At 66.4% G+C, this 25698-nt stretch carries 28 protein-coding genes; 14 read left to right on the top strand and 14 right to left on the bottom strand.

Features of this window, described 5'->3' with window-relative positions:
* Positions 1–7: 7 nt before the first annotated feature.
* The gene (locus AB0I14_RS16485; RefSeq protein ID WP_358023290.1) at positions 8–379 is read right to left on the bottom strand and encodes a hypothetical protein; all 372 of its coding nucleotides are present in this window, start codon (positions 377–379) and stop codon (positions 8–10) included.
* 199 nt (positions 380–578) lie between these two features.
* Here AB0I14_RS16485 and AB0I14_RS16480 point away from each other — a divergent pair, with 199 nt between their 5' ends.
* From AB0I14_RS16480 to AB0I14_RS16470, 3 genes are all read left to right on the top strand, one after another.
* Entirely contained in the window at positions 579–1340 is a 762-nt protein-coding gene (locus tag AB0I14_RS16480; protein WP_358023288.1) for a 3'(2'),5'-bisphosphate nucleotidase CysQ, read from the top strand.
* 116 nt (positions 1341–1456) lie between these two features.
* Positions 1457–2695, top strand: a complete 1239-nt coding sequence (mshC, locus tag AB0I14_RS16475; protein ID WP_358023285.1) for a cysteine--1-D-myo-inosityl 2-amino-2-deoxy-alpha-D-glucopyranoside ligase — start codon at positions 1457–1459, stop codon at positions 2693–2695.
* 38 nt (positions 2696–2733) lie between these two features.
* Positions 2734–3615 (top strand): SDR family oxidoreductase, encoded by an 882-nt coding sequence (locus AB0I14_RS16470; RefSeq protein ID WP_358023282.1) that lies wholly within the window; start codon positions 2734–2736, stop codon positions 3613–3615.
* A gap of 25 nt (positions 3616–3640) precedes the next feature.
* Here AB0I14_RS16470 and AB0I14_RS16465 read toward each other — a convergent pair whose 3' ends face one another.
* A complete protein-coding gene (locus AB0I14_RS16465) occupies positions 3641–4486 on the bottom strand; it encodes a PAC2 family protein (protein ID WP_358024343.1) in 846 nt (281 codons plus the stop codon).
* Positions 4487–4973: 487 nt separating this feature from the next.
* On the opposite strand from AB0I14_RS16465, the gene metH reads away from it, so the two are divergent.
* A complete protein-coding gene (gene metH, locus AB0I14_RS16460) occupies positions 4974–8714 on the top strand; it encodes a methionine synthase (RefSeq protein ID WP_358023279.1) in 3741 nt (1246 codons plus the stop codon).
* Between the two features lie 58 nt (positions 8715–8772).
* On the opposite strand, the gene AB0I14_RS16455 is transcribed toward metH, so the two are convergent.
* Positions 8773–9573: an NAD(P)H-binding protein gene (locus tag AB0I14_RS16455; RefSeq protein ID WP_358023276.1), complete on the bottom strand. Its 801-nt coding sequence runs from the start codon at positions 9571–9573 to the stop codon at positions 8773–8775.
* A gap of 45 nt (positions 9574–9618) precedes the next feature.
* Between AB0I14_RS16455 and AB0I14_RS16450 the strand changes: the two genes are divergently transcribed.
* Both AB0I14_RS16450 and AB0I14_RS16445 read left to right on the top strand, forming a co-directional pair.
* Complete coding sequence (locus AB0I14_RS16450; protein WP_358024340.1) at positions 9619–10302, top strand: HAD family phosphatase; 684 nt, start codon at positions 9619–9621, stop codon at positions 10300–10302.
* A 99-nt stretch (positions 10303–10401) separates the two neighbouring features.
* Positions 10402–11877: a sugar porter family MFS transporter gene (locus tag AB0I14_RS16445; protein WP_358023273.1), complete on the top strand. Its 1476-nt coding sequence runs from the start codon at positions 10402–10404 to the stop codon at positions 11875–11877.
* On the opposite strand, the gene AB0I14_RS16440 is transcribed toward AB0I14_RS16445, so the two are convergent.
* Positions 11874–12374, bottom strand: coding sequence for a hypothetical protein (locus AB0I14_RS16440; RefSeq protein ID WP_358023270.1), 501 nt, complete (start codon positions 12372–12374; stop codon positions 11874–11876). The two genes, AB0I14_RS16445 and AB0I14_RS16440, sit on opposite strands and share 4 nt — an antisense overlap.
* 37 nt (positions 12375–12411) lie before the next feature.
* Here AB0I14_RS16440 and AB0I14_RS16435 point away from each other — a divergent pair, with 37 nt between their 5' ends.
* The 4 genes from AB0I14_RS16435 (at position 12412) to AB0I14_RS16420 (ending at position 15492) form a co-directional block, all read left to right on the top strand.
* On the top strand, positions 12412–12693 hold the full coding sequence (locus AB0I14_RS16435; protein WP_029108834.1) for a phosphoribosyl-ATP diphosphatase: 282 nt from the start codon (positions 12412–12414) through the stop codon (positions 12691–12693).
* A 15-nt stretch (positions 12694–12708) separates the two neighbouring features.
* Positions 12709–13563 carry an ATP phosphoribosyltransferase gene (hisG, locus tag AB0I14_RS16430; protein WP_358024337.1) on the top strand — a complete coding sequence of 285 codons (855 nt, stop codon included), beginning with the start codon at positions 12709–12711 and terminating at the stop codon, positions 13561–13563.
* Between the two features lie 66 nt (positions 13564–13629).
* Positions 13630–14112: a DUF4126 family protein gene (locus AB0I14_RS16425; protein WP_358023266.1), complete on the top strand. Its 483-nt coding sequence runs from the start codon at positions 13630–13632 to the stop codon at positions 14110–14112.
* Between the two features lie 3 nt (positions 14113–14115).
* Positions 14116–15492 (top strand): FAD-containing oxidoreductase, encoded by a 1377-nt coding sequence (locus AB0I14_RS16420; RefSeq protein WP_358023263.1) that lies wholly within the window; start codon positions 14116–14118, stop codon positions 15490–15492.
* On the opposite strand, the gene AB0I14_RS16415 is transcribed toward AB0I14_RS16420, so the two are convergent.
* Genes AB0I14_RS16415 through AB0I14_RS16405 form a run of 3 tightly spaced genes read right to left on the bottom strand, consistent with a single transcriptional unit; the run spans position 15458 to position 16932 of the window.
* On the bottom strand, positions 15458–16090 hold the full coding sequence (locus AB0I14_RS16415; RefSeq protein ID WP_358023260.1) for a flavodoxin family protein: 633 nt from the start codon (positions 16088–16090) through the stop codon (positions 15458–15460). The two genes, AB0I14_RS16420 and AB0I14_RS16415, sit on opposite strands and share 35 nt — an antisense overlap.
* A 12-nt stretch (positions 16091–16102) precedes the next feature.
* On the bottom strand, positions 16103–16618 hold the full coding sequence (locus AB0I14_RS16410; RefSeq protein WP_358023257.1) for an SRPBCC family protein: 516 nt from the start codon (positions 16616–16618) through the stop codon (positions 16103–16105).
* A complete protein-coding gene (locus tag AB0I14_RS16405) occupies positions 16615–16932 on the bottom strand; it encodes a metalloregulator ArsR/SmtB family transcription factor (protein ID WP_358023255.1) in 318 nt (105 codons plus the stop codon). Before AB0I14_RS16405 ends, AB0I14_RS16410 begins: the two co-directional genes overlap by 4 nt.
* A gap of 302 nt (positions 16933–17234) precedes the next feature.
* On the opposite strand from AB0I14_RS16405, the gene AB0I14_RS16400 reads away from it, so the two are divergent.
* Positions 17235–17474 carry a hypothetical protein gene (locus AB0I14_RS16400; RefSeq protein WP_358023253.1) on the top strand — a complete coding sequence of 80 codons (240 nt, stop codon included), beginning with the start codon at positions 17235–17237 and terminating at the stop codon, positions 17472–17474.
* Here the strand turns inward: AB0I14_RS16400 and AB0I14_RS16395 are convergent.
* From AB0I14_RS16395 to AB0I14_RS16385, 3 genes are read right to left on the bottom strand one after another with little or no spacing between them, the layout of a single operon-like run.
* On the bottom strand, positions 17471–17989 hold the full coding sequence (locus AB0I14_RS16395; RefSeq protein ID WP_358023249.1) for a DinB family protein: 519 nt from the start codon (positions 17987–17989) through the stop codon (positions 17471–17473). The genes AB0I14_RS16400 and AB0I14_RS16395 overlap by 4 nt on opposite strands.
* On the bottom strand, positions 17986–18783 hold the full coding sequence (locus tag AB0I14_RS16390; protein ID WP_358023247.1) for a thioesterase family protein: 798 nt from the start codon (positions 18781–18783) through the stop codon (positions 17986–17988). Before AB0I14_RS16390 ends, AB0I14_RS16395 begins: the two co-directional genes overlap by 4 nt.
* Positions 18780–19607, bottom strand: coding sequence for a RecB family exonuclease (locus AB0I14_RS16385; protein ID WP_358023244.1), 828 nt, complete (start codon positions 19605–19607; stop codon positions 18780–18782). Before AB0I14_RS16385 ends, AB0I14_RS16390 begins: the two co-directional genes overlap by 4 nt.
* A gap of 85 nt (positions 19608–19692) precedes the next feature.
* On the opposite strand from AB0I14_RS16385, the gene AB0I14_RS16380 reads away from it, so the two are divergent.
* On the top strand, positions 19693–20577 hold the full coding sequence (locus AB0I14_RS16380) for a tRNA (adenine-N1)-methyltransferase (protein WP_358023241.1): 885 nt from the start codon (positions 19693–19695) through the stop codon (positions 20575–20577).
* Between the two features lies 1 nt (position 20578).
* On the opposite strand, the gene AB0I14_RS16375 is transcribed toward AB0I14_RS16380, so the two are convergent.
* Genes AB0I14_RS16375 through AB0I14_RS16365 form a run of 3 tightly spaced genes read right to left on the bottom strand, consistent with a single transcriptional unit; the run spans position 20579 to position 21939 of the window.
* On the bottom strand, positions 20579–20872 hold the full coding sequence (locus AB0I14_RS16375; RefSeq protein ID WP_358023237.1) for a DUF503 family protein: 294 nt from the start codon (positions 20870–20872) through the stop codon (positions 20579–20581).
* 6 nt (positions 20873–20878) lie between these two features.
* Complete coding sequence (locus AB0I14_RS16370) at positions 20879–21427, bottom strand: hypothetical protein (protein ID WP_358023234.1); 549 nt, start codon at positions 21425–21427, stop codon at positions 20879–20881.
* An 8-nt stretch (positions 21428–21435) separates the two neighbouring features.
* Positions 21436–21939, bottom strand: coding sequence for a hypothetical protein (locus AB0I14_RS16365; RefSeq protein WP_358023231.1), 504 nt, complete (start codon positions 21937–21939; stop codon positions 21436–21438).
* Positions 21940–22084: 145 nt separating this feature from the next.
* Between AB0I14_RS16365 and arc the strand changes: the two genes are divergently transcribed.
* A complete protein-coding gene (gene arc, locus AB0I14_RS16360) occupies positions 22085–23926 on the top strand; it encodes a proteasome ATPase (protein WP_358023229.1) in 1842 nt (613 codons plus the stop codon).
* A 58-nt stretch (positions 23927–23984) separates the two neighbouring features.
* On the top strand, positions 23985–24482 hold the full coding sequence (locus AB0I14_RS16355; protein ID WP_358023226.1) for an adenosine-specific kinase: 498 nt from the start codon (positions 23985–23987) through the stop codon (positions 24480–24482).
* On the opposite strand, the gene AB0I14_RS16350 is transcribed toward AB0I14_RS16355, so the two are convergent.
* Positions 24470–25660, bottom strand: coding sequence for a DUF418 domain-containing protein (locus AB0I14_RS16350; RefSeq protein ID WP_358023223.1), 1191 nt, complete (start codon positions 25658–25660; stop codon positions 24470–24472). The two genes, AB0I14_RS16355 and AB0I14_RS16350, sit on opposite strands and share 13 nt — an antisense overlap.
* Positions 25661–25698: the final 38 nt, after the last annotated feature.

Genomic DNA, 25698 nt, shown 5'->3' with positions numbered 1-25698 from the left:
TGAGCCACTAGCCCTTCGAGACTGTGTATCCGAGTTCGTAATTCGGCCCGCCGATGATCCCGTTCACGAAGATGTCGATCGTCAGTCGATCTCTGTCGCTATTGCCGTCGCTGGAGTCGATGATGGTTTCGCCGAGGTCCCGTCCGTCATCGTCAGCCAGGACGATCCTGAATTGCTCCGGGTTTTCAAATGGTTCGGAGGATGTTTGTTCGTCGAACACAAACAGATTCCGCCCGAGTTCGTCGTTGAAGGTCATCGGTATGCGGCCGAGGCGGCGTCGGCCACCTCCATGTGCTTGTTGGACCTGGAGTAGGACCACGTTCGCCGGAAAGTTCTTCGGCCCGGTCAGGTCAAGCAGGTTCAGCTGCGGAAGTGCCATTTCAAAACCCCCTGTCACACACTGCTGTGGTTGGAATGCCACTCGGAAGTCTGGTGTGAGGGCTGTGGTACCGGCACGGGTAATCGACTACTCGAAAACCTCGTGAAGCTCAGCGACGTACGGCCGGCATTGTGGCGTGCCACCGCCGGCAATCGGACCCGACAGCACACCAATTCGGCGTGGCACTGATACTTGTCGGGTGCACTCGACCGACGCCGACCTGGCTGCCGCAGTGGCCAAGGAGGCCGGCGAGCTGTTGCTGGCCGTACGCGAGGAGATCGGTTTCTACGACCCCTACTACCTCGGCGACGAGGGGGACCGGCGGTCCAACGCACTGATCCTGGACCGGCTGGCCCAAGCGCGCCCCGGGGATTCCGTGCTCAGCGAGGAGGCGGTCGACGACCTGTCCCGAGTCGACGCCGACCGGGTGTGGATCGTCGATCCCGTCGACGGCACGCATGAGTTCTCGCTGCCCGGGCGTGAGGACTGGGCCGTGCACATCGCCCTGTGGCAGCGCTCGGTCGGCGTCGACGGCGGTCTGTCGGATGCCGTGGTGGGTCTGCCCGCCCGCGGTGAGGTGTACCGCAGCGACACCGTCAGTCCGCCCCCGCCGCGCCGCGAGGGTCCGCTGTTGATCACCGCGAGTTCGAATCGACCCCCGGCGGTGCTGTGGCGGATGCGCGAGCAGCTCGATTTCCGGATGGTGCGCATCGGTTCGGCCGGCGCCAAGGCGATGGCCGTGGTGCGCGGTGACGTCGACGCCTACATCCACGCCGGCGGGCAGTGGGAATGGGATTCGGCGGCGCCTGCGGGTGTGGTGCTGGCAGCGGGCCTGCATGCCTCACGCCTCGACGGCTCGGAGCTGCGCTACAACCGGGCTGACCCGTACCTGCCGGATTTCGTGATGTGCCGCAAAGAGCTGGCTCCGATCCTGCTGGAGGCGATCGGGGTGGCCCGGTGAGCGATCTCCGCAGCGATCCGGGAATGGAATCGTCGGCGGCGTTGTCTGACTTGGGAGAACTGTGCGGGACCGACCGGCGGGAGGCCGTCCTGAGCGAGCACCTTAGAGTCGAAGCCATGCAATCGTGGTCGGCACCGTCAATTCCGGTGCTGGAAGGGCGTGGTCCGCAACTGCGGCTGTATGACAGCGCCGACCGGCAGGTACGTCCGGTCACTCCGGGACCGACGGCCACCATGTACGTGTGCGGCATCACCCCCTATGACGCCACCCATCTGGGCCACGCGGCGACCTACCTGACCTTCGACCTGGTGCACCGGCTGTGGCTGGATGCCGGGCACACCGTGCACTACGTGCAGAACGTCACCGATGTGGATGATCCGCTGTTCGAGCGGGCGGACCGCGACGGCATCGACTGGCGTGATCTCGGTGACCGCGAGACCCAGCTCTTCCGCGAGGACATGACCGCGCTGCGCGTGTTGCCTCCGCATGACTACGTGGCCGCCACCGAGACCATCTCCGAGGTGGTCGAGCTGGTCGAGAAGATGCTGGCCTCGGGTGCGGCCTACGTCGTCGACGACGCCCAGTACCCCGACGTGTACTACCGCGCCGATGCCACCGTGCAGTTCGGCTACGAGTCGGGCTACGACCGCGAGACCATGCTGCGGCTGTTCGGCGAGCGGGGCGGCGATCCCGACCGCGCGGGCAAGAGCGACGAGCTCGACGCCCTGCTGTGGCGCGCCGAGCGTCCCGGTGAGCCCAGCTGGCCGTCACCCTTCGGGGCGGGCCGGCCGGGCTGGCACGTGGAGTGCTCGGCGATCGCGCTCACCCGTATCGGCTCCGGACTGGACATCCAGGGCGGCGGCAGCGATCTGATCTTCCCGCACCACGAGTTCTCCGCCGCACATGCCGAATCCGTCACGGGGGAGCGGCGTTTCGCCCGCCACTACGTGCACGCCGGCATGATCGGCTGGGACGGGCACAAGATGAGCAAGAGCCGCGGCAACCTGGTGTTGGTGTCCCGGCTGCGCGCGCAGGGTGTCGACCCTTCGGCCGTCCGGCTCGGGCTGTTCGCCGGGCACTACCGCAGTGATCGGTTCTGGAGCGACGCGGTGCTGGACGAGGCCAACGCCCGCCTGAAGCATTGGCGTACCGCCGCGGCGCTGCCCGCCGGACCGGATGCCGCCGATGTGGTGGCCCGGGTGCGTCACTACCTCGCCGACGATCTGGACACCCCGAAAGCACTTGCCGCACTGGATGGTTGGTGTACCGATGCGCTGGCCTACGGCGGCCATGACACCGCTGCGCCACGGCAGGTGGCCGCAACGGTGGATGCGCTGCTGGGCGTCGAGCTCTAGGCCTCGTCGGGCGCGCCCCGGTGGGGTACGTTTCGGCCATGGGTTCTGTGAACGGAAAAGTCGTCTTCATCACCGGCGGTGCGCGCGGTATCGGTGCCGAGGTGGCCCGCCGGCTGCGCCTGCGGGGCGCCAAGCTGGTGCTCACCGACCTCGATGAGGCGCCGCTGAGCGCGCTGGCCGCCGAACTCGGCGAGGAGCATGTGCTGACGGCGCTGGCCGACGTGCGCGATCTGGCCGCCATGCAGAAGGCCGCCGATGCCGCCGTCGAGCGTTTCGGCGGCATCGATATCGTGATGGCCAACGCCGGCATCGCCAGCTTCGGTTCGGTCCTGCAGGTGGACCCCGAGGCGTTCAAGCGGGTCATCGACATCAACGTGACGGGTGTGTTCAACACGGTCCGGGCCACCCTCCCGTCCGTCGTCAAGCGCCGCGGGTACGTGCTGGTGGTGTCCTCGCTCGCCGCGTTCACCTCGGCGCCCGGGCTGGCCGCCTATCACGCCTCCAAGGCCGGTGCCGAGTACTTCGCCAACACGCTGCGTCTCGAGGTGGCCCACCTCGGCGTCGACGTCGGCTCGGCGCACATGAGCTGGATCGACACCCCGCTGGTCCAGGACGCCAAGTCGGACCTGTCGGCCTTCCAGGAGATGCTGTCCAAGCTGCCGCCGCCCCTGAATCGGACCACCACCGTCGACGCCTGTGGCGCCGCCTTCGTCAAGGGCATCGAGGGCCGCAAGAAGCGCATCTACAGCCCGGACTGGGTCGGGGCGTTCCGGTGGATCCGACCGTTCGTCACCACGCCGCTGGCCGAACGCGACATCCGCAAGTTCACTCCGACGCTGCTGCCCAAGCTCGACGCCGAGGCGGCCGCACTCGGCCGCTCGACCAGCGCCCGCATCGAGGCCTTGGAAGAGAAGAAGTAACTCTGCAGGTTCAGTGGCCGGCGGTTCAGCGGCCGCGGCGCCGCAGGTAGCGCTCGAACTCAGCCGCCAGCGCGTCGCCGTCGATCTTGCCGAGCGCCTCGGTCATGTCGACCTCGGCGTCGCCGCGCTGCTCCAAGGAGGCGACGTATTCGGCGATCTCCTCGTCCTCGGCGGTCATCTCGGTGACGGCCTGCTCCCACTCCTCGGCGGCGACGGGCAGATCGGCCAATGGCACCTCGACGTCCAGCACGTCCTCCACCCGGCGCAGCAGGGCCACCGTGGCCTTGGGACTGGGCGGCTGCGACACGTAGTGCGGAACCGCGGCCCAGAAGGTCACAGCCGGGATGCCGGCCTGCACGCAGGCGTCCTGGAACACCCCGGCGATCCCGGTCGGGCCTTCGTAGCGGGTCTCTTCCAGGCCGAATAATTTCGCCGACTCGGCCGAGTACGCCGAGCCCGACACCGGCACCGGCCGGGTGTGCGGGGTGTCGGCCAGCAGGGCGCCCAGGATCACCACGGTCTGCACGTTGAGTTTGTCGGCGATGGCCAGCAATTCGGCGCAGAAGGTGCGCCAGCGCATGTTGGGCTCGACCCCGTGCATGAGCACCACGTCGCGGTTGCTGCCCGGGGGACGGCAGTGCGAGATCCGCATAGAGGGCCACACGAGTTCGCGCGTGACGCCGTCGACCTGGCGGATCACCGGTCGGTTCACCTGATAGTCGTAGTACGACTCGTCGTCGATCTCGACGATCGGTTGCGCTTCCCAGATCGCATCCAGGTGGTCCAGCGCGTCACTGGCCGCGTCGCCGGCGTCATTCCACCCCTCGAAAGCCGCCACGACGGTGGCGTCCTTCAACTCGGGCAGGTTCATACGCCGGCCGGCGTTCGGATACGACGGTGTCACACCCTCAGCGTAAGCCTTGGATGGTGCCGATGAGCCCGTTGTGCCCGCGGGTCGCCGCCACGACGATCAGCTAGTTTGATAGGCCGACTATCCTGTTGATGTGACTGCCGTTGACAGATCCGTCCACGACACCGACCGGCTCGACACCTTGTCGCAGCGCCCGGTGATGGGCGACGGCGCGGTCGAGATGAAACACGTTCGGCTGCAATCTGGTTAGCGTTGGTGACTACGACATTTCCGACAAGATCCGCCGGCACTCGCTCAAATACGCGTATCGCCAAGCGGGTCGGGTCGATCGCAGCCGCTGGTTGGGCGTCCGAACGTCGATCACGTGACGACGTAGACTCTTCTGGTCGAGAGGCGTTGCAACGGTTACCCGGGGGATCGGTTTCCCGCTCGGTATCCGCCACGCTCGGCAGAGTCAAGGACGCCTTCCGTTACGGAAGGAGTGCACGTGAACGCTGTTGAGTCGAACACCCTTGCGCCGAACATCCGCCCAGACTGCACCGACGCGCTGACGGCGGCTCTGCGCCAGCGGATCTTGGTGATCGACGGCGCCATGGGCACGGCGATCCAGCGGGATCGGCCGGACGAGGCCGGCTACCGCGGCGAGCGGTTCAAGGACTGGCCGAGCGATCTTCAGGGCAACAACGATCTGCTGAACCTGACACAACCGCAGATCATCGAGGCGATCCACCGCGAGTACCTCGAGGCGGGCGCCGACATCCTGGAGACCAACACGTTCAACGCGACCGCGGTCTCTCTTTCCGACTACGGCATGGCGGACCTGAGCTATGAGCTGAACTACGCCGGCGCCGCCCTGGCCCGTACGGCCTGCGACGAGTTCAGCACAGCGTCCAAGCCCCGCTACGTCGCCGGGGCGCTGGGCCCGACGACGCGGACCGCGTCGATCTCACCGGACGTCAACGACCCCGGAGCCCGCAACGTCTCCTACGACCAGCTGGTTACTGCCTACCTCGAAGCTGCGAACGGCCTGGTCGACGGTGGCGCAGACATCATCATCATCGAGACGATCTTCGACACACTGAACGCCAAGGCTGCGGTGTTCGCCCTCGAGACGCTGTTCGAGGACCGCGGACGCCGCTGGCCGGTGATCATCTCGGGCACCATCACCGATGCTTCCGGGCGGACGCTGTCCGGTCAGGTCACCGAGGCGTTCTGGAACTCGATCAGGCATGCCAACCCGATCGCGGTGGGGCTCAACTGCGCCCTCGGCGCGCCCGAGATGAGGCCCTACATCGCCGAGATGTCGCGGATCGCGGACACCTTCGTCTCCTGCTACCCGAATGCCGGCCTGCCCAACGCCTTCGCCGAGTACGACGAGTCCCCGGAGAGTCAGGCCTCCTACATCGCCGAGTTCGCCGAGGCCGGCCTGATCAATCTGGCCGGTGGTTGCTGCGGAACGACGCCGGCGCACATCGCGCAGATCGCCGAGGTCGTCGAGGGCAAGGCGCCGCGTGAGGTGCCGGAGGTCGAGGTCGCCACCCGGCTTGCGGGCCTGGAGCCACTCAACATCACGAAGGACTCCCTGTTCGTCAACATCGGTGAGCGCACCAACATCACCGGCTCCGCCCGGTTCCGCAACCTGATCAAGGCCGAGGACTACGACACCGCCTTGTCGGTGGCCTTGCAGCAGGTGGAGGTCGGTGCGCAGGTCATCGACATCAACATGGACGAGGGCATGATCGACGGCGTCGCCGCGATGGACCGGTTCACCAAGCTGATCGCGGCCGAGCCGGATATCAGCCGCGTCCCGGTGATGATCGACTCCTCCAAGTGGGAGGTCATCGAGACTGGCCTGAAGAACGTGCAAGGCAAGCCGATCGTCAACTCGATCTCCATGAAGGAGGGCGAGGAGAAGTTCGTCCGCGAGGCGCGGCTGTGCCGCAAGTACGGCGCCGCCGTCGTCGTGATGGCCTTCGACGAACAGGGGCAGGCGGACAACCTGGAGCGCCGCAAGGAGATCTGCGGGCGCGCCTACCGGATCCTGACCGAAGAGGTCGGCTTCCCTGCCGAGGACATCATCTTCGACCCGAACTGCTTCGCGCTGGCGACAGGTATCGAGGAGCACGCGACGTACGGGATCGACTTCATCGAGGCCTGCGCCTGGATCAAGGAGAACCTTCCCGAGGTGCACATCTCCGGCGGTATCTCGAACGTGTCGTTCTCGTTCCGGGGCAACAACCCCGTCCGCGAGGCGATCCACGCGGTGTTCCTGTTCCATGCCATCAAGGCCGGCCTGGACATGGGCATCGTCAACGCCGGTGCGCTGGTGCCGTACGACTCGATCGATCCCGAACTGCGGGACCGCATCGAGGACGTCGTCCTGAACCGTCGCGAGGACGCTGCCGAGCGGCTCCTGGAGATCGCCGAACGGTTCAACAAGTCGGAAGGACCTGCCGACGCGGGGGTTGCGGAGTGGCGCAGCCTGCCGGTCCGCGAGCGGATCACCCACGCGTTGGTCAAGGGCATCGACGCCGACGTCGAGACCGACACGGAGGAACTGCGGGCCGAGATCGCCGCTGCCGGCGGGCGGCCGATCGAGGTCATCGAGGGCCCGCTGATGGACGGCATGAACGTCGTCGGTGACCTCTTCGGCGCCGGCAAGATGTTCCTGCCGCAGGTCGTGAAGTCGGCCCGGGTGATGAAGAAGGCCGTTGCGTACCTGCTGCCGTACATCGAGGCGGAGAAGCAGCCGGGTGACGCCGACACCACCAACGGCACCATCGTGATGGCGACGGTGAAGGGCGACGTCCACGACATCGGCAAGAACATCGTCGGGGTTGTCCTGCAGTGCAACAACTACACCGTGATCGACCTCGGTGTGATGGTGCCTGCCCAGAAGATCCTGGACGCGGCGAAGGAACACAACGCCGACATCATCGGGCTGTCCGGCCTAATCACCCCGTCCCTGGACGAGATGGTCAACTTCGCCGTCGAGATGGAACGCCAGGGGCTGGAGATCCCGCTGCTGATCGGTGGCGCGACCACCTCGCGCGCCCACACGGCCGTGAAGATATCGCCGCGTCGCAGCGGTCCGGTGGTCTGGGTCAAGGACGCTTCCCGCTCGGTGCCGGTCGCTGCCGCCCTGCTCGACGACAAGCAACGGCCCGCCCTGCTGGAAGCCACGGAGGCCGACTATGCGGCCCTTCGCGAACGGCACGCCCAGAAGAACGAGCGGCCGATGCTGACGCTGGAGAAGGCCCGTGCCAACCGGACGCCGATCGAGTGGGACGGCTACACGCCGCCGGTGCCCGCCCAGGGCCTCGGCGTGCGGGAGTTCGCCTCCTATGACCTCGAAGAGCTGCGCGAGTACATCGACTGGCAGCCGTTCTTCAACGCCTGGGAGATGAAGGGCCGCTTCCCCGACATTCTCAACAACCCGGTCTCGGGCGAGACTGCCCGCAAGCTCTACGACGACGCCCAGGAGATGCTCGACACCCTGATCAAGGAGAAGTGGCTGACGGCCAACGGGGTGATCGGGTTCTTCCCGGCCAACGCGGTCGGCGACGACGTCGAGGTCTACACCGACGAGACCCGTAGCCAGGTGCTGACCACGTTGCACAACCTGCGCCAGCAGGGCGAGCACCGCGCCGGTATCCCGAACCGGTCGTTGGGCGACTTCATCGCGCCCAAGGACACTGGTCTGGCTGACTACGTGGGCGCCTTCGCCGTCACGGCGGGCCTCGGCAGCCAGGACAAGATCGTCGAGTTCAAGGCGGCCAACGACGACTACAGCGCGATCCTGCTGGAGTCGATCGCCGACCGGCTGGCAGAGGCGTTCGCCGAACGGATGCACGAACGGGTCCGCAAGGAGTTCTGGGGATACCAGCCTGACGAGCAACTGGACAACGAGGCCCTCATCGGTGAGAAGTACGTGGGGATCCGGCCCGCCCCCGGCTACCCGGCCTGCCCGGAGCACACCGAGAAGGCGACGCTCTGGGAGTTGATGGACGTCCAGGAGCGGACCGGCATCGAGTTGACCGACTCGATGGCGATGTGGCCCGGTGCTGCCGTCAGCGGCTGGTACTTCTCGCACCCGCAGTCGCAGTACTTCGTGGTCGGCCGGATGGCCCAGGACCAGGTCGCCGATTACGCGAAGCGCAAGGGCTGGACGTTGCAGGAGGCCGAGCGCTGGCTCGGCTCCAACCTCGCCTACAACCCGGAGGACTGACCGAATCGAAACCGCTTGAGCCGGAACAGTTCCCGTTCCGGCTCAAGCTGGTGGACGGCTAGGTGAACAGGCCCCGGTTGCCGGCTGCCCACTGCGCGATCGATTCGGCCGGTGTGCCCGTCAGCCGCTCGACGTTGTCGTTGGCGGCCTGGTGCTCCAGATTGCCCTCGAAAAGGTCGAGATACCAGTGCGCGCCGTCGCCCATGACGGGGCGCAGCAGCTCTTCGGCCTCGGCGCGGCCGCATCGCTGCATCTCGACGGGCGTGCCGATGCCCGCACCGATCTGGCGGGCGATGTCGGCGCGTGACAACGCAACCGGGCCGGTGAGGTCGTACATCGCGCCGAGGTGGGCATCATCCGTCGGTGCGGCCAGCAGGTGAGCCGCCACCCGGGCGATGTCACCCATCGACACTGGCGATTCGACGTACTCCGGATTGACGTCACGGACGGTGCCGGTCTTGATCTGCGGGGCCCACATCGCGAAGTTCTCACAGAACTCGCCAGGTCCCAGTTGAGTGTGCGCCAGTCCGGATGCGGTGACCGCATCGGCGTGCTCCGCCCAGTGCGCGCCGCCGGACAGCGCCACCACGTACTGCACACCGGCCTGCACCATCAGCTCGAGCGTGGGTTCGACGGTCGTGGGGAACGGGGCCAGATATACGCGTTCGACGCCGTCCAACGCGGCACGCAACGTCTCCGGTTTTCCCAGGTAACCGGTGATTGCTGTCACAGATTCCGGCAGCGCAGCCTTTGCCGGGTTCGTGGTCAATGCGCGGATGTCGTGGGCGCCCAACGTGATCAGATGATCCACGACGCGCCTGCCGATGTTTCCTGTGGCTCCCGTCACCAAAACCGTCATGCTCCCAGGCTATCGACGGAGTCGGACAATGCGAGAATGGCTGCCATGCGGGCTGTGCTGTGGGATATGGACGGCACGCTCGTCGATTCCGAAAAGCTGTGGGATATCGCCATGCACGCGCTGTATGCGCGGATGGGCGGGGTGCTCACGGCCGAGGTTCGGGAATCGACCGTCGGCGGCTCGGCCGAGAGCGTGATGCGCATCGTCTACGACGATCTGGGACTGGAGCCCGACCCTGCGGCCATGGCCGAATCGGCGGACTGGCTGCACGACTACACCGGTGAGCTGTTCGAGCAGGGGCTGCCGTGGCGGCCCGGCGCCAAAGAGATGCTCGACGGACTCACCGCCGCCGGGATTCCGATGGCGTTGGTGACCAACACCCGCCGCGGGCTCACCGAGCAGGCCCTGAAAAGCATTGGCAGCCATTACTTCACCGTGAGCGTCTGCGGTGACGAGGTCGACCGGGCCAAACCGGCGCCGGATCCCTACCTGCGGGCCGCGTACCTGCTCGGGGTGCCCGCAGAACACTGCCTGGCCGTAGAGGATTCGGTCACCGGAACGGCGTCGGCCGAAGCCGCGGGTTGCCCGGTGTTGGTGGTACCCAACGATGTCGAGGTTCCCGCGGGGACGCGGCGCAGGCACGTCGAAACGCTCGGTGCTCTCGATGTCTCCGACCTGCGGGAGATCCACGCCGAGCTGGCGGCGGATACGGACGTGCGCAGCGCCTGACACGCGTTGAATCCAGCTGCCGGATATGGCCCTAGCTGCGGGTCCGCTGTGCCAAGGTGAGGGTGACCAGTCACGCCAATGGTGCGGAGGGGACACGGTATGTCACACGGTCCGGTAGGTGACGGCACTCCTGCGGTTCACGACGACGACTATTACTCCTCCGGACGTAGTGCCGTGCGCATCGCGGGAGTGGCAGCCTTGGGCGGGTTGTTGTTCGGCTACGACAGCGCAGTGATCAACGGTGCGGTGGACGCGATCCAGAAGCACTTCGTCATCGACAACAAGCTCCTGGGTTTCGCGGTCGCCTCGGCGTTGCTCGGGGCGGCCGTCGGTGCGCTGACGGCGGGTCGGATAGCCGACCGGATCGGTCGGATCGCGGTGATGAAGATCGCCGCGGTGCTGTTCTTCGTCAGCGCAATCGGCACCGGGCTGGCCCCCGGTGTGTGGGTGGTGGTGTTGTTCCGCATCGTCGGCGGTGTCGGCGTCGGGATCGCCTCGGTGATCGCCCCGGCGTACATCGCCGAAACGTCGCCACCGAGGATCCGTGGCCGGTTGGGATCTCTGCAGCAGCTGGCGATTGTCTCGGGCATCTTCCTGGCCCTGAGTATCGACGCGCTGCTGGCCCATATCGCCGGGGACGCCACCCAGGAACTGTGGCTGAACATGGAGGCTTGGCGGTGGATGTTCCTGTTGATGACGATTCCTGCCGTCGTGTACGGCCTGCTGACCTTCACGATTCCCGAATCGCCGCGGTATCTGGTTGCCACACACCGGATTCCCGAGGCCCGCAAGGTGCTGTCGCGCCTGCTGGGGGAGAAGAACCTGGAGATCACCCTCGGCCGGATCCAGGACACGCTGCAGCAGGAGAAACCGGCGGCCTGGCGCGATCTGCGTAAACCCACCGGTGGTGTCTACGGCATTGTCTGGGTGGGCCTGGGCCTGTCGGTGTTTCAGCAGTTCGTCGGCATCAACGTGATCTTCTACTACTCGAATGTGTTGTGGCAGGCCGTCGGATTCGACGAGACCTCGTCGTTCATCATCACCGTGATCACCTCGGTGACCAACATCGTGACCACGCTGATCGCGATCGCGTTGATCGACAAGATCGGCCGCAAGCCGCTACTGCTGATCGGCTCGGTCGGGATGGCGGTGACACTGGGCACAATGGCCGTCCTCTTCGGGACAGCCCAGACGCATGAGGTGCTCAACAAGTCGACGGGTCTGATGGAACAGCAACCGTTCCTCGGCGGGATCACCGGGCCGATCGCACTGGTCGCGGCCAATCTGTTCGTGGTGGCCTTCGGCATGTCCTGGGGCCCGGTGGTGTGGGTGCTGCTCGGTGAGATGTTCCCCAACCGCATCCGGGCGGCAGCCCTCGGCCTGGCCGCCGCCGGGCAGTGGGCAGCGAACTGGCTGATCACCGTGTCGTTCCCGGAACTGCGCAACTTCCTGGGTGCGGCCTACGGCTTCTATGCCATCTGCGCGGTGCTGTCGTTCCTGTTCGTGTGGCGCTGGGTAGAGGAGACCAAGGGCAAGAACCTCGAGGACATGCACGCCAACGCGTTGAGCGCCTAGCGGTAAGCCGGCGGGTCCCAGCCCGGCGGCAACGGCGGAGGTTCGTAGTCGTCGACATACGGCGCGCAACCGATGGTGTGGGCGATCTCGACTGCGGCCTCGATCAGCTTCTCGGGCGAGGAGTCCCGGTGGGCCGCATAGACCTCGCAGTGCCCGGCGACGACCCAGACGCTGGACAGGTGCTCCTGCACCAGGGCGAATTCGTCGGGCTCGACACGGGGTGCCTCGTAGGTCCCCTGCTCGGGGGCCGCGCCGTAGCGCAGCTGCTCGACCTCGGCGGCGAAATCCGGTGCGGGATGGATCGACAGCGTGAGAGTCGCGGGGGAGGCCAGGTCGGCGCCCCAGGATGCCGACAGGCAATCCAGGGGGAGGATGGGGTTGGCGACTCGGTTGTTCTGCACCAGGCCCTCGACCGGCAGGTGTTTGGCCAGGATCTCGAGGATCGCCGTGACCCGGGCAGTGTAAGTCGACAGCTGGTCGCCGACGGATTCGCTCACCCTTCTATGGAACCCCACAAATGGACCCCCTCCGAGCATGAAACAATTCATGCCTGTGAAGACCTTCGAGGCCCTGTTTGCCGAACTCAGCGACAAAGCGCGCACCAGACCCGCCGGTAGCGGCACGGTCGCTGCCCTTGACGCCGGCGTCCATGGGCTCGGCAAGAAGATCCTGGAGGAAGCCGGCGAGGTGTGGCTGGCCGCCGAGCACGAGAGCGACGAGTCGCTCGCCGAGGAAGTCAGCCAGTTGCTGTACTGGACGCAGGTGCTGATGATCTCCCGGGGCCTGACCCTCGACGACATCTACCGGAAGTTGTGAGCCGTGGCCGATCAGATGTTGCGCGTCGCGGTGCCCAACAAGGGCTCCCTCAGCGAAGCGGCCGGCGAGATTCTCGCCGAGGCCGGATACCGGCGCCGGCGTGACCCCAAGGACTTGACCGTTGTCGACCCGGTCAACAACGTCGAGTTCTTCTTTCTGCGTCCCAAGGACATCGCGATCTACGTGGGTTCGGGTCAGCTCGATCTGGGTATCACCGGACGGGACCTGGCCGCCGACTCCGACGCCCCGGTGCGTGAGCGCCTGGCGCTGGGCTTCGGCAACTCCACCTTCCGCTACGCCGGGCCTGCCGGCCGGGAATGGAGCCCGCAGGACCTGGCAGGCAAGCGGATCGCGACCTCGTTTCCCAACCTGGTTCGCAAGGACCTTGCGGCGCAGGGTATCGAGGCCTCGGTCATCCGGTTGGACGGCGCCGTGGAGATCTCGATTCAGCTCGGGGTCGCCGACGTGATCGCCGACGTGGTCGGTTCGGGTCGCACCCTGGGACTGCACGATCTGGTGGCATTCGGTGCGCCGCTGTGCGAGTCGGAGGCCGTACTGATCGAACGTGACGGTGCCGAGGGCGATGGCAGCGCGACTGCGCGTGACCAGTTGACGGCACGCGTGCAGGGCGTGGTGTTCGGTCAGCAGTACCTGATGCTGGATTACGACTGCCCGCGTGCGGTTTTGGAGCAGGCCACCGCGGTGACGCCGGGGCTGGAGTCACCCACCATCGCGCCGCTGGCGGATCCGGACTGGGTGGCTGTACGGGCTTTGGTACCTCGCCGCGACGTCAACGCCATCATGGATGAGATCGCCGCGATCGGCGCCAAAGCGATACTCGCGTCAGATATTCGGTTCTGCCGTTTCTGATCACCAGGTGCCACGCCGTAGAGCGTGTTAGCGTCCGGGGGACAATTTCAGGCCTCGGAGGTCGCCGTGACGCATTTTCTGGTTCTGTTGTTGGCTCTTTTCATCGGCGTGGTGGCCGGCCTGCGGGCATTCACCGCTCCGGCGGCGGTGGCGTGGGCCGCTGCATTGAATTGGATCAACCTCGACGGCACCTGGGCCCAGTGGTTGGCGCACCCGGTCACGGTCACGGTGCTGACCATTCTTGCTGTGGTGGAGTTGGTTACCGATCAGCTGCCGCGCACGCCAAGCCGTAAGACCCCGGTGCAGTTCGTCGCCCGCCTCATCACCGGCGCGTTCGCCGGTGCGGTGATCGGTACCGCGTGGGGCTACACGTACACCGCGCTCGGTGCGGCGCTCGTCGGTGCGGTGATCGGTACTCTCGGCGGTTACGAGGCGCGAAAGCGCTTGGTCGGCCGCAATGATGGCCATGACCTGCCGGTCGCGTTGTTCGAGGACGCGGTCGCCGTGCTCGGCGGTTTCGCGATCGCGGCCCTGACCTCGATTCTCTAGCTCATGGCGCCTGCGCGCAGTTTCGACGCAATAGTCATCGGCGCGGGTCAGGCCGGGCCACCGCTCGCGGGCCGGTTGACCGCGGCGGGGCAGACCGTCGCAGTGATCGAACGCAAGCTCGTCGGCGGCACCTGCGTCAACTACGGTTGCATCCCCACCAAAACCCTGGTGGCCAGTGCGCATGCTGCTCATCTCGCGCGCCGCGGCGCTGATTTCGGTGTTGGCACAGGCGAAATCGGCGTCGACATGGGCAAGGTCAAGGCCCGCAAGGATGCGATCATGCTGTCGGACCGCCACGGGGTCGAGGACTGGCTTGAGGCGATGGACGGTGCGACCCTGATCCGCGGCCATGCCCGATTCGTCGACCCGCACACCATCGACGTCGACGGGGAATTACTGCGGGCCGATCGGATCTTTCTCAATGTCGGTGGCCGCGCGGTGGTTCCGGAGTTTCCCGGTCTGGACGGTATCGACTACCTGACCAATGTCGGCATCCTGGACCTGGACCAGGTACCCGAGCACCTGGTGATCGTGGGCGGCAGTTACATCGCGTTGGAGTTCGCGCAGATGTACCGCCGGTTCGGTGCCCGGGTCACGGTCATCGAAAAGGGGCCGCGGCTGACCTCGCGTGAGGACGAGGACGTCTCAGCCACCATCGCCGAGATTCTTCGGGCCGAGGGGATCGACGTGGTGCTGAACGCGACCGGTATCCGGTTCACCACGCGGGACGGCGGTTTCGAGGTGACGCCCCGCGACGGCGCAGATCCGATCGTGGGAACGCACCTGCTGCTCGCGGTGGGACGCGTCCCGAACACCGACGATCTCGGATTGGAGAACGCCGGCGTGGACCTCGACGGACGTGGCTATGTCGTGGTCGACGATCAGCTACGCACGACGGCCGATCACATCTGGGCGATGGGGGACTGCAACGGTAAGGGCGCGTTCACCCACACGTCCTACAACGACTTCGAGATCGTCGCTGCCAATCTGCTCGACGATGATCCGCGTCGCGTGAGCGACCGGATCACCACCTATGCGCTCTACATCGATCCGCCGCTGGGGCGGGCCGGGTTGACCGTCGATCAGGTGCGCAGATCCGGTCGAAAAGCGTTGGTGGGTAAGCGTCCGATGACCAGGGTCGGTCGTGCCGTGGAGAAGGGCGAGACCCAGGGCTTCATGAAGGTGGTGGTGGATGCCGAGACCGAGGAGATCCTGGGGGTGGCGATCCTCGGTGTCGGCGGCGACGAGGTGGTGCATTCCGTCCTCGACGTCATGACGGCGAAACTGCCCTACACCGCGATTTCACGCACGATGCACATCCACCCCACCGTCAGCGAGCTGGTGCCTACGATGCTGCAGGAGCTGGAACCGCTGGACTGAACGTGCGGCCGATGTTGAGCTGGCGTGTCACCAGCGCGACACGCTGCCCGAGGTGGCGGCAGGTCTGCACATCGGAGGGATGCACCTGATCGGGGTTGGCGTCCACGTTGGTCTGAGCGCCGGCACCTAGGAAGAAGCCCAGCCGGTTGAGATCGTCCTCGCTACTGAACGAGGTGGTCCAGCCGGGTCCCAAACCCAGGTTCACCCAATGCATGTGGTGCTGGGCGGCGAAGACCACCAGTGAACTGAGCGTGTTGAGCTTGTCGCCGCTCTTGCCTCCGGAGTTGGTGAATCCGGCTGCGATCTTGTCGCGCCAGGTGCCCTCTATGCACCGCCTGCCGGTCTTCTCGGCGAACGTCTGAAAACCCGCCGAGACGTTGCCCATGTAGGTGGGGCTGCCGAAGATCATGGCGTCGATGCTGTCCAGGACGTCCCAGTCCTCGTCGGTCATGGTCTCGACGTGCATGACCGTGACATCGGCGCCACCGTCACGAGCGCCCGCCGCGACGGCATCGGCCAGGGTTGAAGTGTGGCCGAATCCGGAGTGGTAGACCACTGCGATGGTGGGTGCGGCAATGTCAGTTCCGTTGTGAGGCATGGTTGTTTCCTTCTATCGGGTCCACTGGGTGCCGAGCATCTGGGCGACTTCCTGGTAACGCTGGGTCCAGTCGGGCAGCGGCTGCCCGCCGAGATGCGCCTCGAGCCGGTCCAGATAGGCATGGGTGCCGGGATGGAAACCCTGGCCGTCGGAGGCCGTCAGGCCGCGGTGGCTGAACCGCAGCAGGGTCCCGTCGCCGTCCGGGGTGAGTTCGTAGCGCACGACGCCGGGCTCGGGAGCGGACAGGACGGCCTGGCTCCATTCGTGCTCGAAAACCCTTGGCGGGTCCCACACCCGGATCCGCCCGGTCATCTTCTTCTGCTGCGGCGGAATCGGCGGTGAATGCGGAATCATCTCGATCGCGCCGCCCTCACGGGCGTCGATGGTCGTTTCGCCCATCCACTGATTGCGTTGTTCGGGATCGGTGATGGCGGCCCATACCGCGTCGACGGGATAGGGCAGCCGCCGCTCGAAGTTCAGGGCGGCCTGGTCGCCATCGACCGTGAGTTTGCCTTCGCGGCTGGTCATTTCGTCTCCTTGTGGGTCGCTTTGAGATGACGTTCCAGGGCGTCGAGGTGATCGGTCCAGTAGCGTCGGTACCGTTCGATCCACTCGTCGATCTGCACGAGGCCATCGGCGCGCAACGCGTAGATGCGGCGCTGTGCGTCGGGCCGTACCTCTACCAGGCCGACTTCCCGGAGTACCCGGAGATGCCGCGACACGGTCGGCTGGGCCAGCTCGGGCAGGGTGGCCACCAGCTCACCCGCGGTGCGCTCACCCTCGACGAGGGCGTCGAGCAATGCGCGTCGGCTGGGTTCGGCGATTGCCTCGAACACGTCCATGGTTTCTAGTATTGCACTAGGTCTATATAGACACAAGTGAATATATCTCGGTTGAAGTGCCATCCGCCAAGACCTGTGCTGTAGAGATCTCAATCTCGATGGTCAGCCTGTGGCTCAAGTGGCAGCCATCAGCTACAACGAATACTGGTTCACCAAGGCCCAGCGGCTCTTTGGCGCATCGCCATCTGAAATCGGAACACGCAGCATGCGGCGGACCCGGAGCGAGCCTTGCGGCCATGCCCGGCCGGACTACAGTGGGTGTGGTCGGGGTGCTCTCTCGAGGCGATGGCCGGAGGTGCGATGTGAACCGATTGAAGAATCTCGGAATTATTGCCGCCGCACTCGGCGCGGTGGCGGTGCCGATCGGTGCCTCGGTTGCGGGGGCGGGGTCGGCATCGGCCGACCCGGGGTGGTGCGTGAGCGGTCCGTATGGCTACGCGCAGGCCTGTGTGAACGTCCCTGGCTGGTACAACGGCTGGTACGACGGTCCGCGGTGGCGCGGCGGCTGGCATGGCGGCGATGGCTGGGGCGAGGACGACTAGTCGCTGGTTCGGGTGGCGGCGCGCAGCAGGCGCAGTTGGCCGATCTCGGCGGCGTTCTTCGTCAGCTCGACGTTCAGCCACAACACCATGTCGGCCAGAGACCGGCCGGAATCCGGGCCCCACGGAAACGTCGCGGGGCCAAGGAGATCGGTGTCGGTCAACGAGTCCAGTAGGCCGCTCCAACGTGCGCTGAGCACCCTGATCCGCTGCACCGCGGCCGCCGGGCCGGGCCAGCCGATCTCGGAGCGCGGTGGCGGCGGCCGGCCGTCAACGTGCGCCAGCGCGCTCGTCCACCAGAAGATCATGTGCCAGGTCAGCCAGCCGATGGTCGGAACGGGAATCGGATCGGGCTCGGTGTCCGTCCAATCCGGCCACCACCGGCCCGACGGATCCTCGTGCACGGTCCACACCAACGGACCCGGTTCCCACAGGTGATCCTCGTCGGAAAGCGCCGACAGGTGCAGGTCGGTGAGCGCCCAGGCCAGGTCGAACTGCCGGCGCAGCTCGGCGATCACGGTGCCCGCATCACCAGCAGTGTCTGCGCCGAGGTTCCGATAAACCCGTTACGGTCGAAGATTTCCGCGGTCGTCGTACCGACACCGTCGGGCCCGATGGAGCCGCGGGCCCGCACCGCGAAGTCCGAGCCTTCTGGAAGCCGGTGCAGATGGACCGAGGTGTCGGTGTTCATGAAGATGAACTTCTGCGGATCCAGCGCTGCGCCAATGCCATTCGCCGAATCCACCACGAGTGCCAGGCGCTGCACGGCCGTCGTCTCCTCGTCGTCGACCACCGGCGTCAACGGGCTCATCCAGGCCACCGCGGCCTCACCGTCGGCGGTACGTTGCCGGCGCCAGGACACACTCTCCAGGTAGCCCGGTGCACCCTCCCAGTCGTGCGCCACACCGGCGGCCTCGCCCTCCACCAGCGGCGCGAAGCGGTCGGTGACCACATCGGCCGTGTCACTGGGTGCCAATAGCCAGGCCGTCACCCGGGCCACCGCACGCCAGGCGCCGTCGGGCCGTTGCGCCTCCATCTCGGAGACGACCATTGAGATGCGAGACCCGGGACGGTCCACCCAGGCCCGAACCCGCACCGGCGCAACGGGAATGGCGCCGAGGATGTCGAGGGTCAACCGTCCGACCCGCAGACCGGAGTCCGCAGTCAACTCCTCGATGGCCTTGGTCAACAGCGCGAGAGGCGGAGAGCCGTGCTGAATGGCCGGATCCCAGTTACTGCGGGTGTCGGCGGTGGATTCGAACAGCTGGTACTCACCATCGGTACCGAGCCGATGGTAGTGACACCCGATCATGCAGCTCCTGATTCTGGCCACCCGGGATACGGCGGCGGGGTGCCGCCGAACGCCGGACACAAACTCTGATGTGCGCACCACGAGCACAACCGCGAGGGGTTGGGCCGGAAGTCGCCGGTGGCGCCGGCCACCTGGATGGCCTTCCAGATCGCCATCAGCGTGCGCTCGAACCGCAGCAGCTCGTCGTGTGCGGGGGAGTAGTCGAGCACCTGGCCGTCGGCCAGATACAGAAGCCGCAGCCGCGACGGCATCACCCCACGTGAACGCAGCAGCGCCACGGCATAGAACTTCATCTGGAACATCGCCTTGAACTCGGCCTGTGCCCGCGCCTCGGGCGGGGCCTTGCCGGTCTTGTAATCGACGACGCGCATCTCGCCGGTGGGGGCGACATCGATCCGGTCGACGAATCCGCGTAGCAGCGTGCCGTCGGCCAGCTCGACCTCGAGGCGGTGCTCGCAGGACTGCGGATCGAACCGGGTCGGATCCTCCAGGCGGTAGTACCCCGACAGGAGCGCCCTGGCCTCGGCCAGCAATGTGGCCGGGTATTCGGTGTCCGCCAGCTCGGGCTCGGCCGCGACGACCTGCTCCCACGCCGGCTCGACCAGCGTCAGCGCGGTGTCATGCACCCGTTCGGCTGCGGGCAGCCCGTAGAGCTGCTCCAACGCGGCGTGCACCAGCGATCCACGCAGCTGCGCGGTGGACCGGGGCTCGGGAAGCCGATCGATGGCGCGGAACCGGTACAGCAACGGGCACTGCTTGAAATCGCCGGCCCGCGACGGTGACAGCGCCGGGCGGCGCGGCGTCGGGGCCGGTTCTTCACTCATGTCCGTAAGCCTAGGACGGTGCTCCGACAAAGTTGCGCAACCCCGGGCACCTGGCTCGGTGGGTGTACTGGCAGGCTGGACGTCCGTGGCAGCGAAGAGACCGACCGGACCGTTCGCCGTTGGCGACCGGGTGCAACTCACCGACGCCAAGGGCCGGCGCTACACGATGGTGCTCAACCCCGGCGGCGAGTTCCACACCCATCGCGGCATCATCGCCTTCGACAACGTGATCGGGCTGCCGGAAGGCAGCGTGGTCAAATCCACCAACGGCGACCAGTTCCTGGTGTTGCGGCCGCTCCTCGTCGACTACGTGATGTCGATGCCGCGCGGTGCGCAGGTGATCTATCCCAAAGACGCCGCGCAGATCGTCCACGAGGGCGACATCTTCCCGGGTGCCCGGGTGCTGGAGGCAGGTGCCGGATCCGGCGCACTGACCTGCTCGCTGCTGCGGGCGGTCGGCCCCGAGGGCCGGGTGACGTCGTACGAGATCCGTGACGATCACGCCCCGACCGCCGAGAAGAACGTCATCACGTTCTTCGGTGAGCGCCCGGAGAATTGGGACCTAGTGGTGGCCGACCTCGCCGACTACGACGGTCCGGAGATGGACCGCGTGGTACTGGACATGCTGGCGCCCTGGGAGGTGCTGCCTGCGGTGTCCAAGGCTCTGGTCGCCGGTGGGGTACTGGTGGTCTATGTCGCCACCGTCACCCAGCTGTCGCGGGTCGTGGAGGCGCTTCGCGAGCAGCAGTGCTGGACCGAGCCGCGGTCCTGGGAAAGCATGCAGCGCGGCTGGCATGTGGTGGGTCTGGCGGTACGCCCGGAACACAACATGCGCGGCCACACTGCCTTTCTGGTCAGTGCGCGCAAACTGGCGCCGGGTGCGGTGGCGCCGGTGCCGCTGCGCAAGAAGCGTCAGCTCGCTGTCCAGGCCGCTGTCGACGCCGCGCTCGAGTCTGAGTCGGGCGCCTGACTCAATCGTCGCTGTGGTGCAAGCCCCGCCGGGTGGCGAGCAGTTCGAGTTCGGGGCGGCCCGCGACCATCCGTTCGGCGGCGTCGAGCACGTCGACCACGTGGGCACGGTCGGCGGCGACCAAGGCGACTCCGATGCCGGCGCGGCGATGCAGATCCTGGGTACCGGTTTCGGCCGCCGACACCGCGAGCTTGCGGTGCAGCTCGGTGATCACCGGCCGGATGACCGAACGTTTCTGTTTGAGCGAGTGCACGTCACCGAGCAATAGGTCGAACTCCAGCCAGCCGATCCACATGACGGCTCAGCGGGGCGGTGTCGGGGCGGGCGGCGTCGACGCTTCGGCACCGGCGCCCATCACCAGCAACAGGTCAGCGGTGTGCCGGGTCAGCTGCCAGCCGTCGCCGTGCGGGGTGAACTCCATCGGGAAACTGAAATCGCGCGCCGAATCATCACCGCCTGCGGTGACCTTGACGGTTGCCACCACGTTCTTCGGCTCGGTTTGCGACCAGGCCAGATCGGTGGCCTCGAAGGTCAGCGGGGTGAAGCCGTTGTCGGCCAGTGCGCGGCCGAACTTGTCCAGCGCCGCGGCGTCATCGGCAGTGCCCTGTTCTACCAGGACGACCTTGTCGGCGCCGGGGACGTTGATGTCGGCCAGCCGGTCCAGCACGCCGGTCAGCGCTTCGGGGGCAGGCAGCGGTGCGGCGGGCGGTGCCTCCGGCACGGTCGCGGATTGCACGCTGGTCGTCGGGTGCGAAGTCTTGGCCGGGTGGTTGCCACTACTGCACCCACAGAGCCCAAGTGCCGCCACGATCGTGGCGGCACTCAGGACTGCGATACGGCTGCGGTTCAATTACCCACTCAGCCGACAGAGGACAGCAGGTTCAAGGCCGATCCCTTGGAGATCTGCCAGCCGGTGGGGCTCGGGCCCGCCACGAACTGGATGTTCTGGGTGGCAGTGCCGCCGGTGGCCGAGGTGGCGGTCACGTCGGCGTACGCCACGCCACCCTGGTCATCGATGTTGGCGATGTTGAAGGTGAGCGGGAACTTTCCTTCGGCAGCGGCCTTGCTGTACGCGCGGTCTGCGGCGATGCTCTCGATACGACCGATGCCACCCTGGATGTAGGGGGCCTTGCCGCTGAACGAGCCGCCACTGGAGAGCGCCTGCAAGGTCTGCACCAGTGGCGATGCCAGGTCCGGTGCCGGGGTGGCCGGCAGGGGCGCGTCGAACACGACCGGCTGGATCGCCGGGGCGGCCGACATGCCGCTGGATGCAATAGAAGTCACACCCGCCGCAGCTCCGCCCACCACGGCGGCGGCAGCAGCTGCGGTGATAAAGCCGGTAACGAGGGTTTTCAAGGCCACGATTGTCCTTTCGATCGGACCAACTGAATTAAGAGGCTAACAGTGGTGCTGGTGTGTCTCGTTCCTAGAGCGCACACAATGGCTGAATCGCCGGTAGCGTTGAAGTTGTTACTGCACCAACTTACGGTGCGGGAGGGAGCGCAATATGAGTGAGTCAGAGCGTTCGGACGGCCATGCCGAGAGTTTCTCGGCCGGCCACTCGCAACCCATGTCCAGCGATGAGGCCGCCGAGCTGGAATCGCTGCGTCGTGAGGCTGCGGTTCTGCGTGAGCAGCTGGAGAATGCGGTAGGGCCCCAGAGCGGCCTGCGCAGTGCCCGTGACGTGCACCAGCTTGAGGCGCGGATCGACTCGCTCGCGTCGCGCAACGCCAAGCTCATGGACACCCTCAAAGAAGCCCGCCAGCAACTGCTCGCCCTGCGCGAGGAGGTGGACCGGCTTGGCCAGCCGCCCAGCGGCTACGGCGTGCTGCTGGGCACCCATGAGGACGACACCGTCGACGTGTTCACGTCCGGGCGCAAGATGCGACTCACCTGCTCGCCGAACATCGAGACCGCCTCGCTCAAGCAGGGCCAGACGGTCCGGCTCAACGAGGCGCTCACCGTGGTCGAGGCCGGCAACTTCGAGGCCGTCGGCGAGATCAGCACGTTGCGCGAAATCCTGGCCGACGGCCACCGGGCACTGGTGGTCGGACACGCCGACGAGGAGCGCATAGTGTGGCTGGCCGAGCCCCTGGTCGCTGCCGAGGACCTGCCCGACCTTCCTGACGCCAGGCAAGACGATGACCGGCCCCGCAAACTGCGTCCCGGCGATTCCCTGCTGGTGGACACCAAGGCCGGATACGCCTTCGAGCGCATTCCGAAGGCCGAGGTCGAGGACCTGGTGCTCGAAGAGGTGCCCGACGTCAGCTACAACGACATCGGCGGCCTGGGCCGGCAGATCGAGCAGATCCGCGACGCCGTGGAGCTGCCGTTCCTGCACAAGGAGCTCTACCGCGAGTACTCGCTGCGTCCGCCCAAGGGTGTGCTCCTCTATGGTCCGCCCGGGTGCGGTAAGACGCTGATCGCCAAGGCCGTGGCGAACTCGCTGGCCAAGAAGATGGCAGAGGTTCGTGGCGACGACGCGCGCGAGGCGAAGAGCTACTTCCTCAACATCAAGGGCCCCGAGCTGCTGAACAAGTTCGTCGGTGAGACGGAACGTCACATCCGGCTGATCTTCCAGCGTGCCCGTGAGAAGGCTTCCGAGGGCACCCCGGTGATCGTGTTCTTCGACGAGATGGACTCGATCTTCCGCACCCGCGGTACCGGTGTGAGCTCCGATGTCGAGACAACCGTTGTGCCGCAGCTACTCTCGGAGATCGACGGCGTGGAGGGGCTGGAGAACGTCATCGTCATCGGCGCCTCCAACCGCGAGGACATGATCGACCCGGCGATCCTGCGGCCCGGCCGCCTGGACGTCAAGATCAAGATCGAGCGGCCCGACGCCGAGTCGGCGCAGGACATCTTCTCGAAGTATCTGACCGAGGCCCTGCCGGTGCACGCCGACGATCTTTCCGAATTCGGCGGTGACCGGACGCTGACGATCAAGACGATGATCGAGAAGGTCGTGGACCGGATGTATGCCGAGATCGACGACAACCGGTTCCTGGAGGTCACCTACGCCAACGGTGACAAGGAAGTCATGTACTTCAAGGACTTCAACTCCGGCGCCATGATCCAGAATGTCGTCGACCGGGCGAAGAAGAACGCGATCAAGGCCGTGCTGGAGACCGGTCAGCCCGGCCTGCGCATCCAGCACCTGCTGGATTCGATCGTCGACGAGTTCGCCGAGAACGAGGACCTGCCGAACACCACCAATCCCGATGACTGGGCCCGCATCTCGGGCAAGAAGGGCGAGCGGATCGTCTACATCCGCACGCTCGTCACCGGCAAGAGCTCGAGTGCGAGCCGCGCTATTGATACCGAGTCGAACCTGGGCCAGTACCTGTAAGCCAGTACCTGCAGGCGAATCGGCCCCGGCCGGGCGGTGACGGTGGCAGCATGAAGATGTGACCACACCGTCGCTGTCCTGGGACGTGGTGTCCGTCGACAAGCCCGACGACCTCAACGTCGTCATCGGGCAGGCGCACTTCATCAAAACGGTGGAGGACCTGCACGAGGCCCTGGTGGGGGTCAGCCCGACATTGCGTTTCGGGCTGGCCTTCTGCGAGGCGTCCGGTCCACGATTGGTGCGCCGCAGCGGCAACGATCCCGACCTGGTCGAGTTGGCGGTACGCAATGCGCTGGCGATCGCCGCTGGGCACACGTTCGTGATCTTCCTGCGCGAAGGATTCCCGGTGAACGTCCTCAACCCGATCAAAGGGGTCCCCGAGGTCTGCTCGATCTTCTGCGCCACGGCCAATCCGGTCGACGTACTGGTCGTCGTCACTCCACTGGGCCGCGGCATCGCGGGCGTGATCGACGGACAGTCTCCGCTGGGCGTCGAATCCGATGATGACATCGCGGCCCGGCGGGATCTGTTGCGCGCGATCGGCTACAAGCTCTGAGCGCTCAGGTTTCCGTCACGCGGGTGCGATACAGGTTGCGGGCCACGGGTGCGGTCGGCCAACGCCCGGTAGCTGGTGTTCCACAGCCACTCAACCGGGCCCCGGCGGAACCGGCGCAACCACAGGTGTGCGAAGCACATCACGACCGCGACCACGACCAGGTAGACCGCCACGGTGGCCGGTACCCGTTCTGCCGTCGGCGTGTGGGCCGCCAGCCCGAAACCCCAGCCGTAGCAGATCGCCGACGCCAGCACGTTCTGTAACACGTAGCTGGACAACGCCATCCGGCCGACCTCGGCCAGCCGGCGTCCGGTCCATCCGGGTGTGGGGCGCCGGGTATAGAACTCGGCGACCACCGCCAAGATGCCCATCGAGACGAACGGCGCGACGCCGTAGCGGGCCAGGATCAATCCCGGGCCGCCACCGGCGACCTCCAGCGCGATGTCGAGGGGTGCGGCCACCGCAAACCCCAGCCAGATCAGCCGTTGCCGCAGCACGGCGCCACGCGCTTCCAATACGCCGGCGTGAAACAGTCTGGCTCCCAGCAGGAACAAGGCGATCGACATCGGGAAGATCAGCAGTGTCTCCAGCCGGAACAGTAGGACATGGTCGAGCCGGAATGCCACCAGGTCCCAGAACGAGCCGTCCGCATAGGGATTGGGGTCGAGCGGCCGCGACGAACCGGTGTCACCGGCCGCGCTGAGCAGGGCGACGGTGATGGCGGTCAGCATCGCAATGTGCACGACCGCGGCGCACGCGATGATCCGGCGCTGCGCGCGCGGGCTGGTCACCAGCAGGTAGGACACGATCCAGCCGGTGATGGCATAGCCCGTCAGAACGTCGAACTCGGTGAACAGCACGAAATGCGCGATGCCGTCGACGAGTAGCAACAGCGCCCGCCACGGGTAACTGCCGGGCCACCGCAGACCGGCGCGCAGCGCCGAACGTTGTTGCAGGGCAAGGCCGATGCCGAACATCACGGTGAGCAGGCCGAGGAACTTGCCCTGGGCGACTACCTGGAGCGCGATCTCGACGGGCCGCCACGGTGAGTCCGGCGGGCCGTTGAGGTAGCCGATCAGCCCCTCGGGATTGGTGAAGATCCAGATGTTGGTGCCCAGCGTGCCGAGGATCGCGATGCCGCGCAGGACGTCCAGAGACTGCAGCCGGGTCGAGGACATGCTCGCGGACGCTACCATACGAACGTATTGGTCGCCTA

The sequence above is a fragment of the Mycobacterium sp. NPDC050441 genome, assembly GCF_040655355.1.
GTDB lineage: Bacteria > Actinomycetota > Actinomycetes > Mycobacteriales > Mycobacteriaceae > Mycobacterium.
This window is presented reverse-complemented; position numbering and strand designations above follow the sequence as displayed.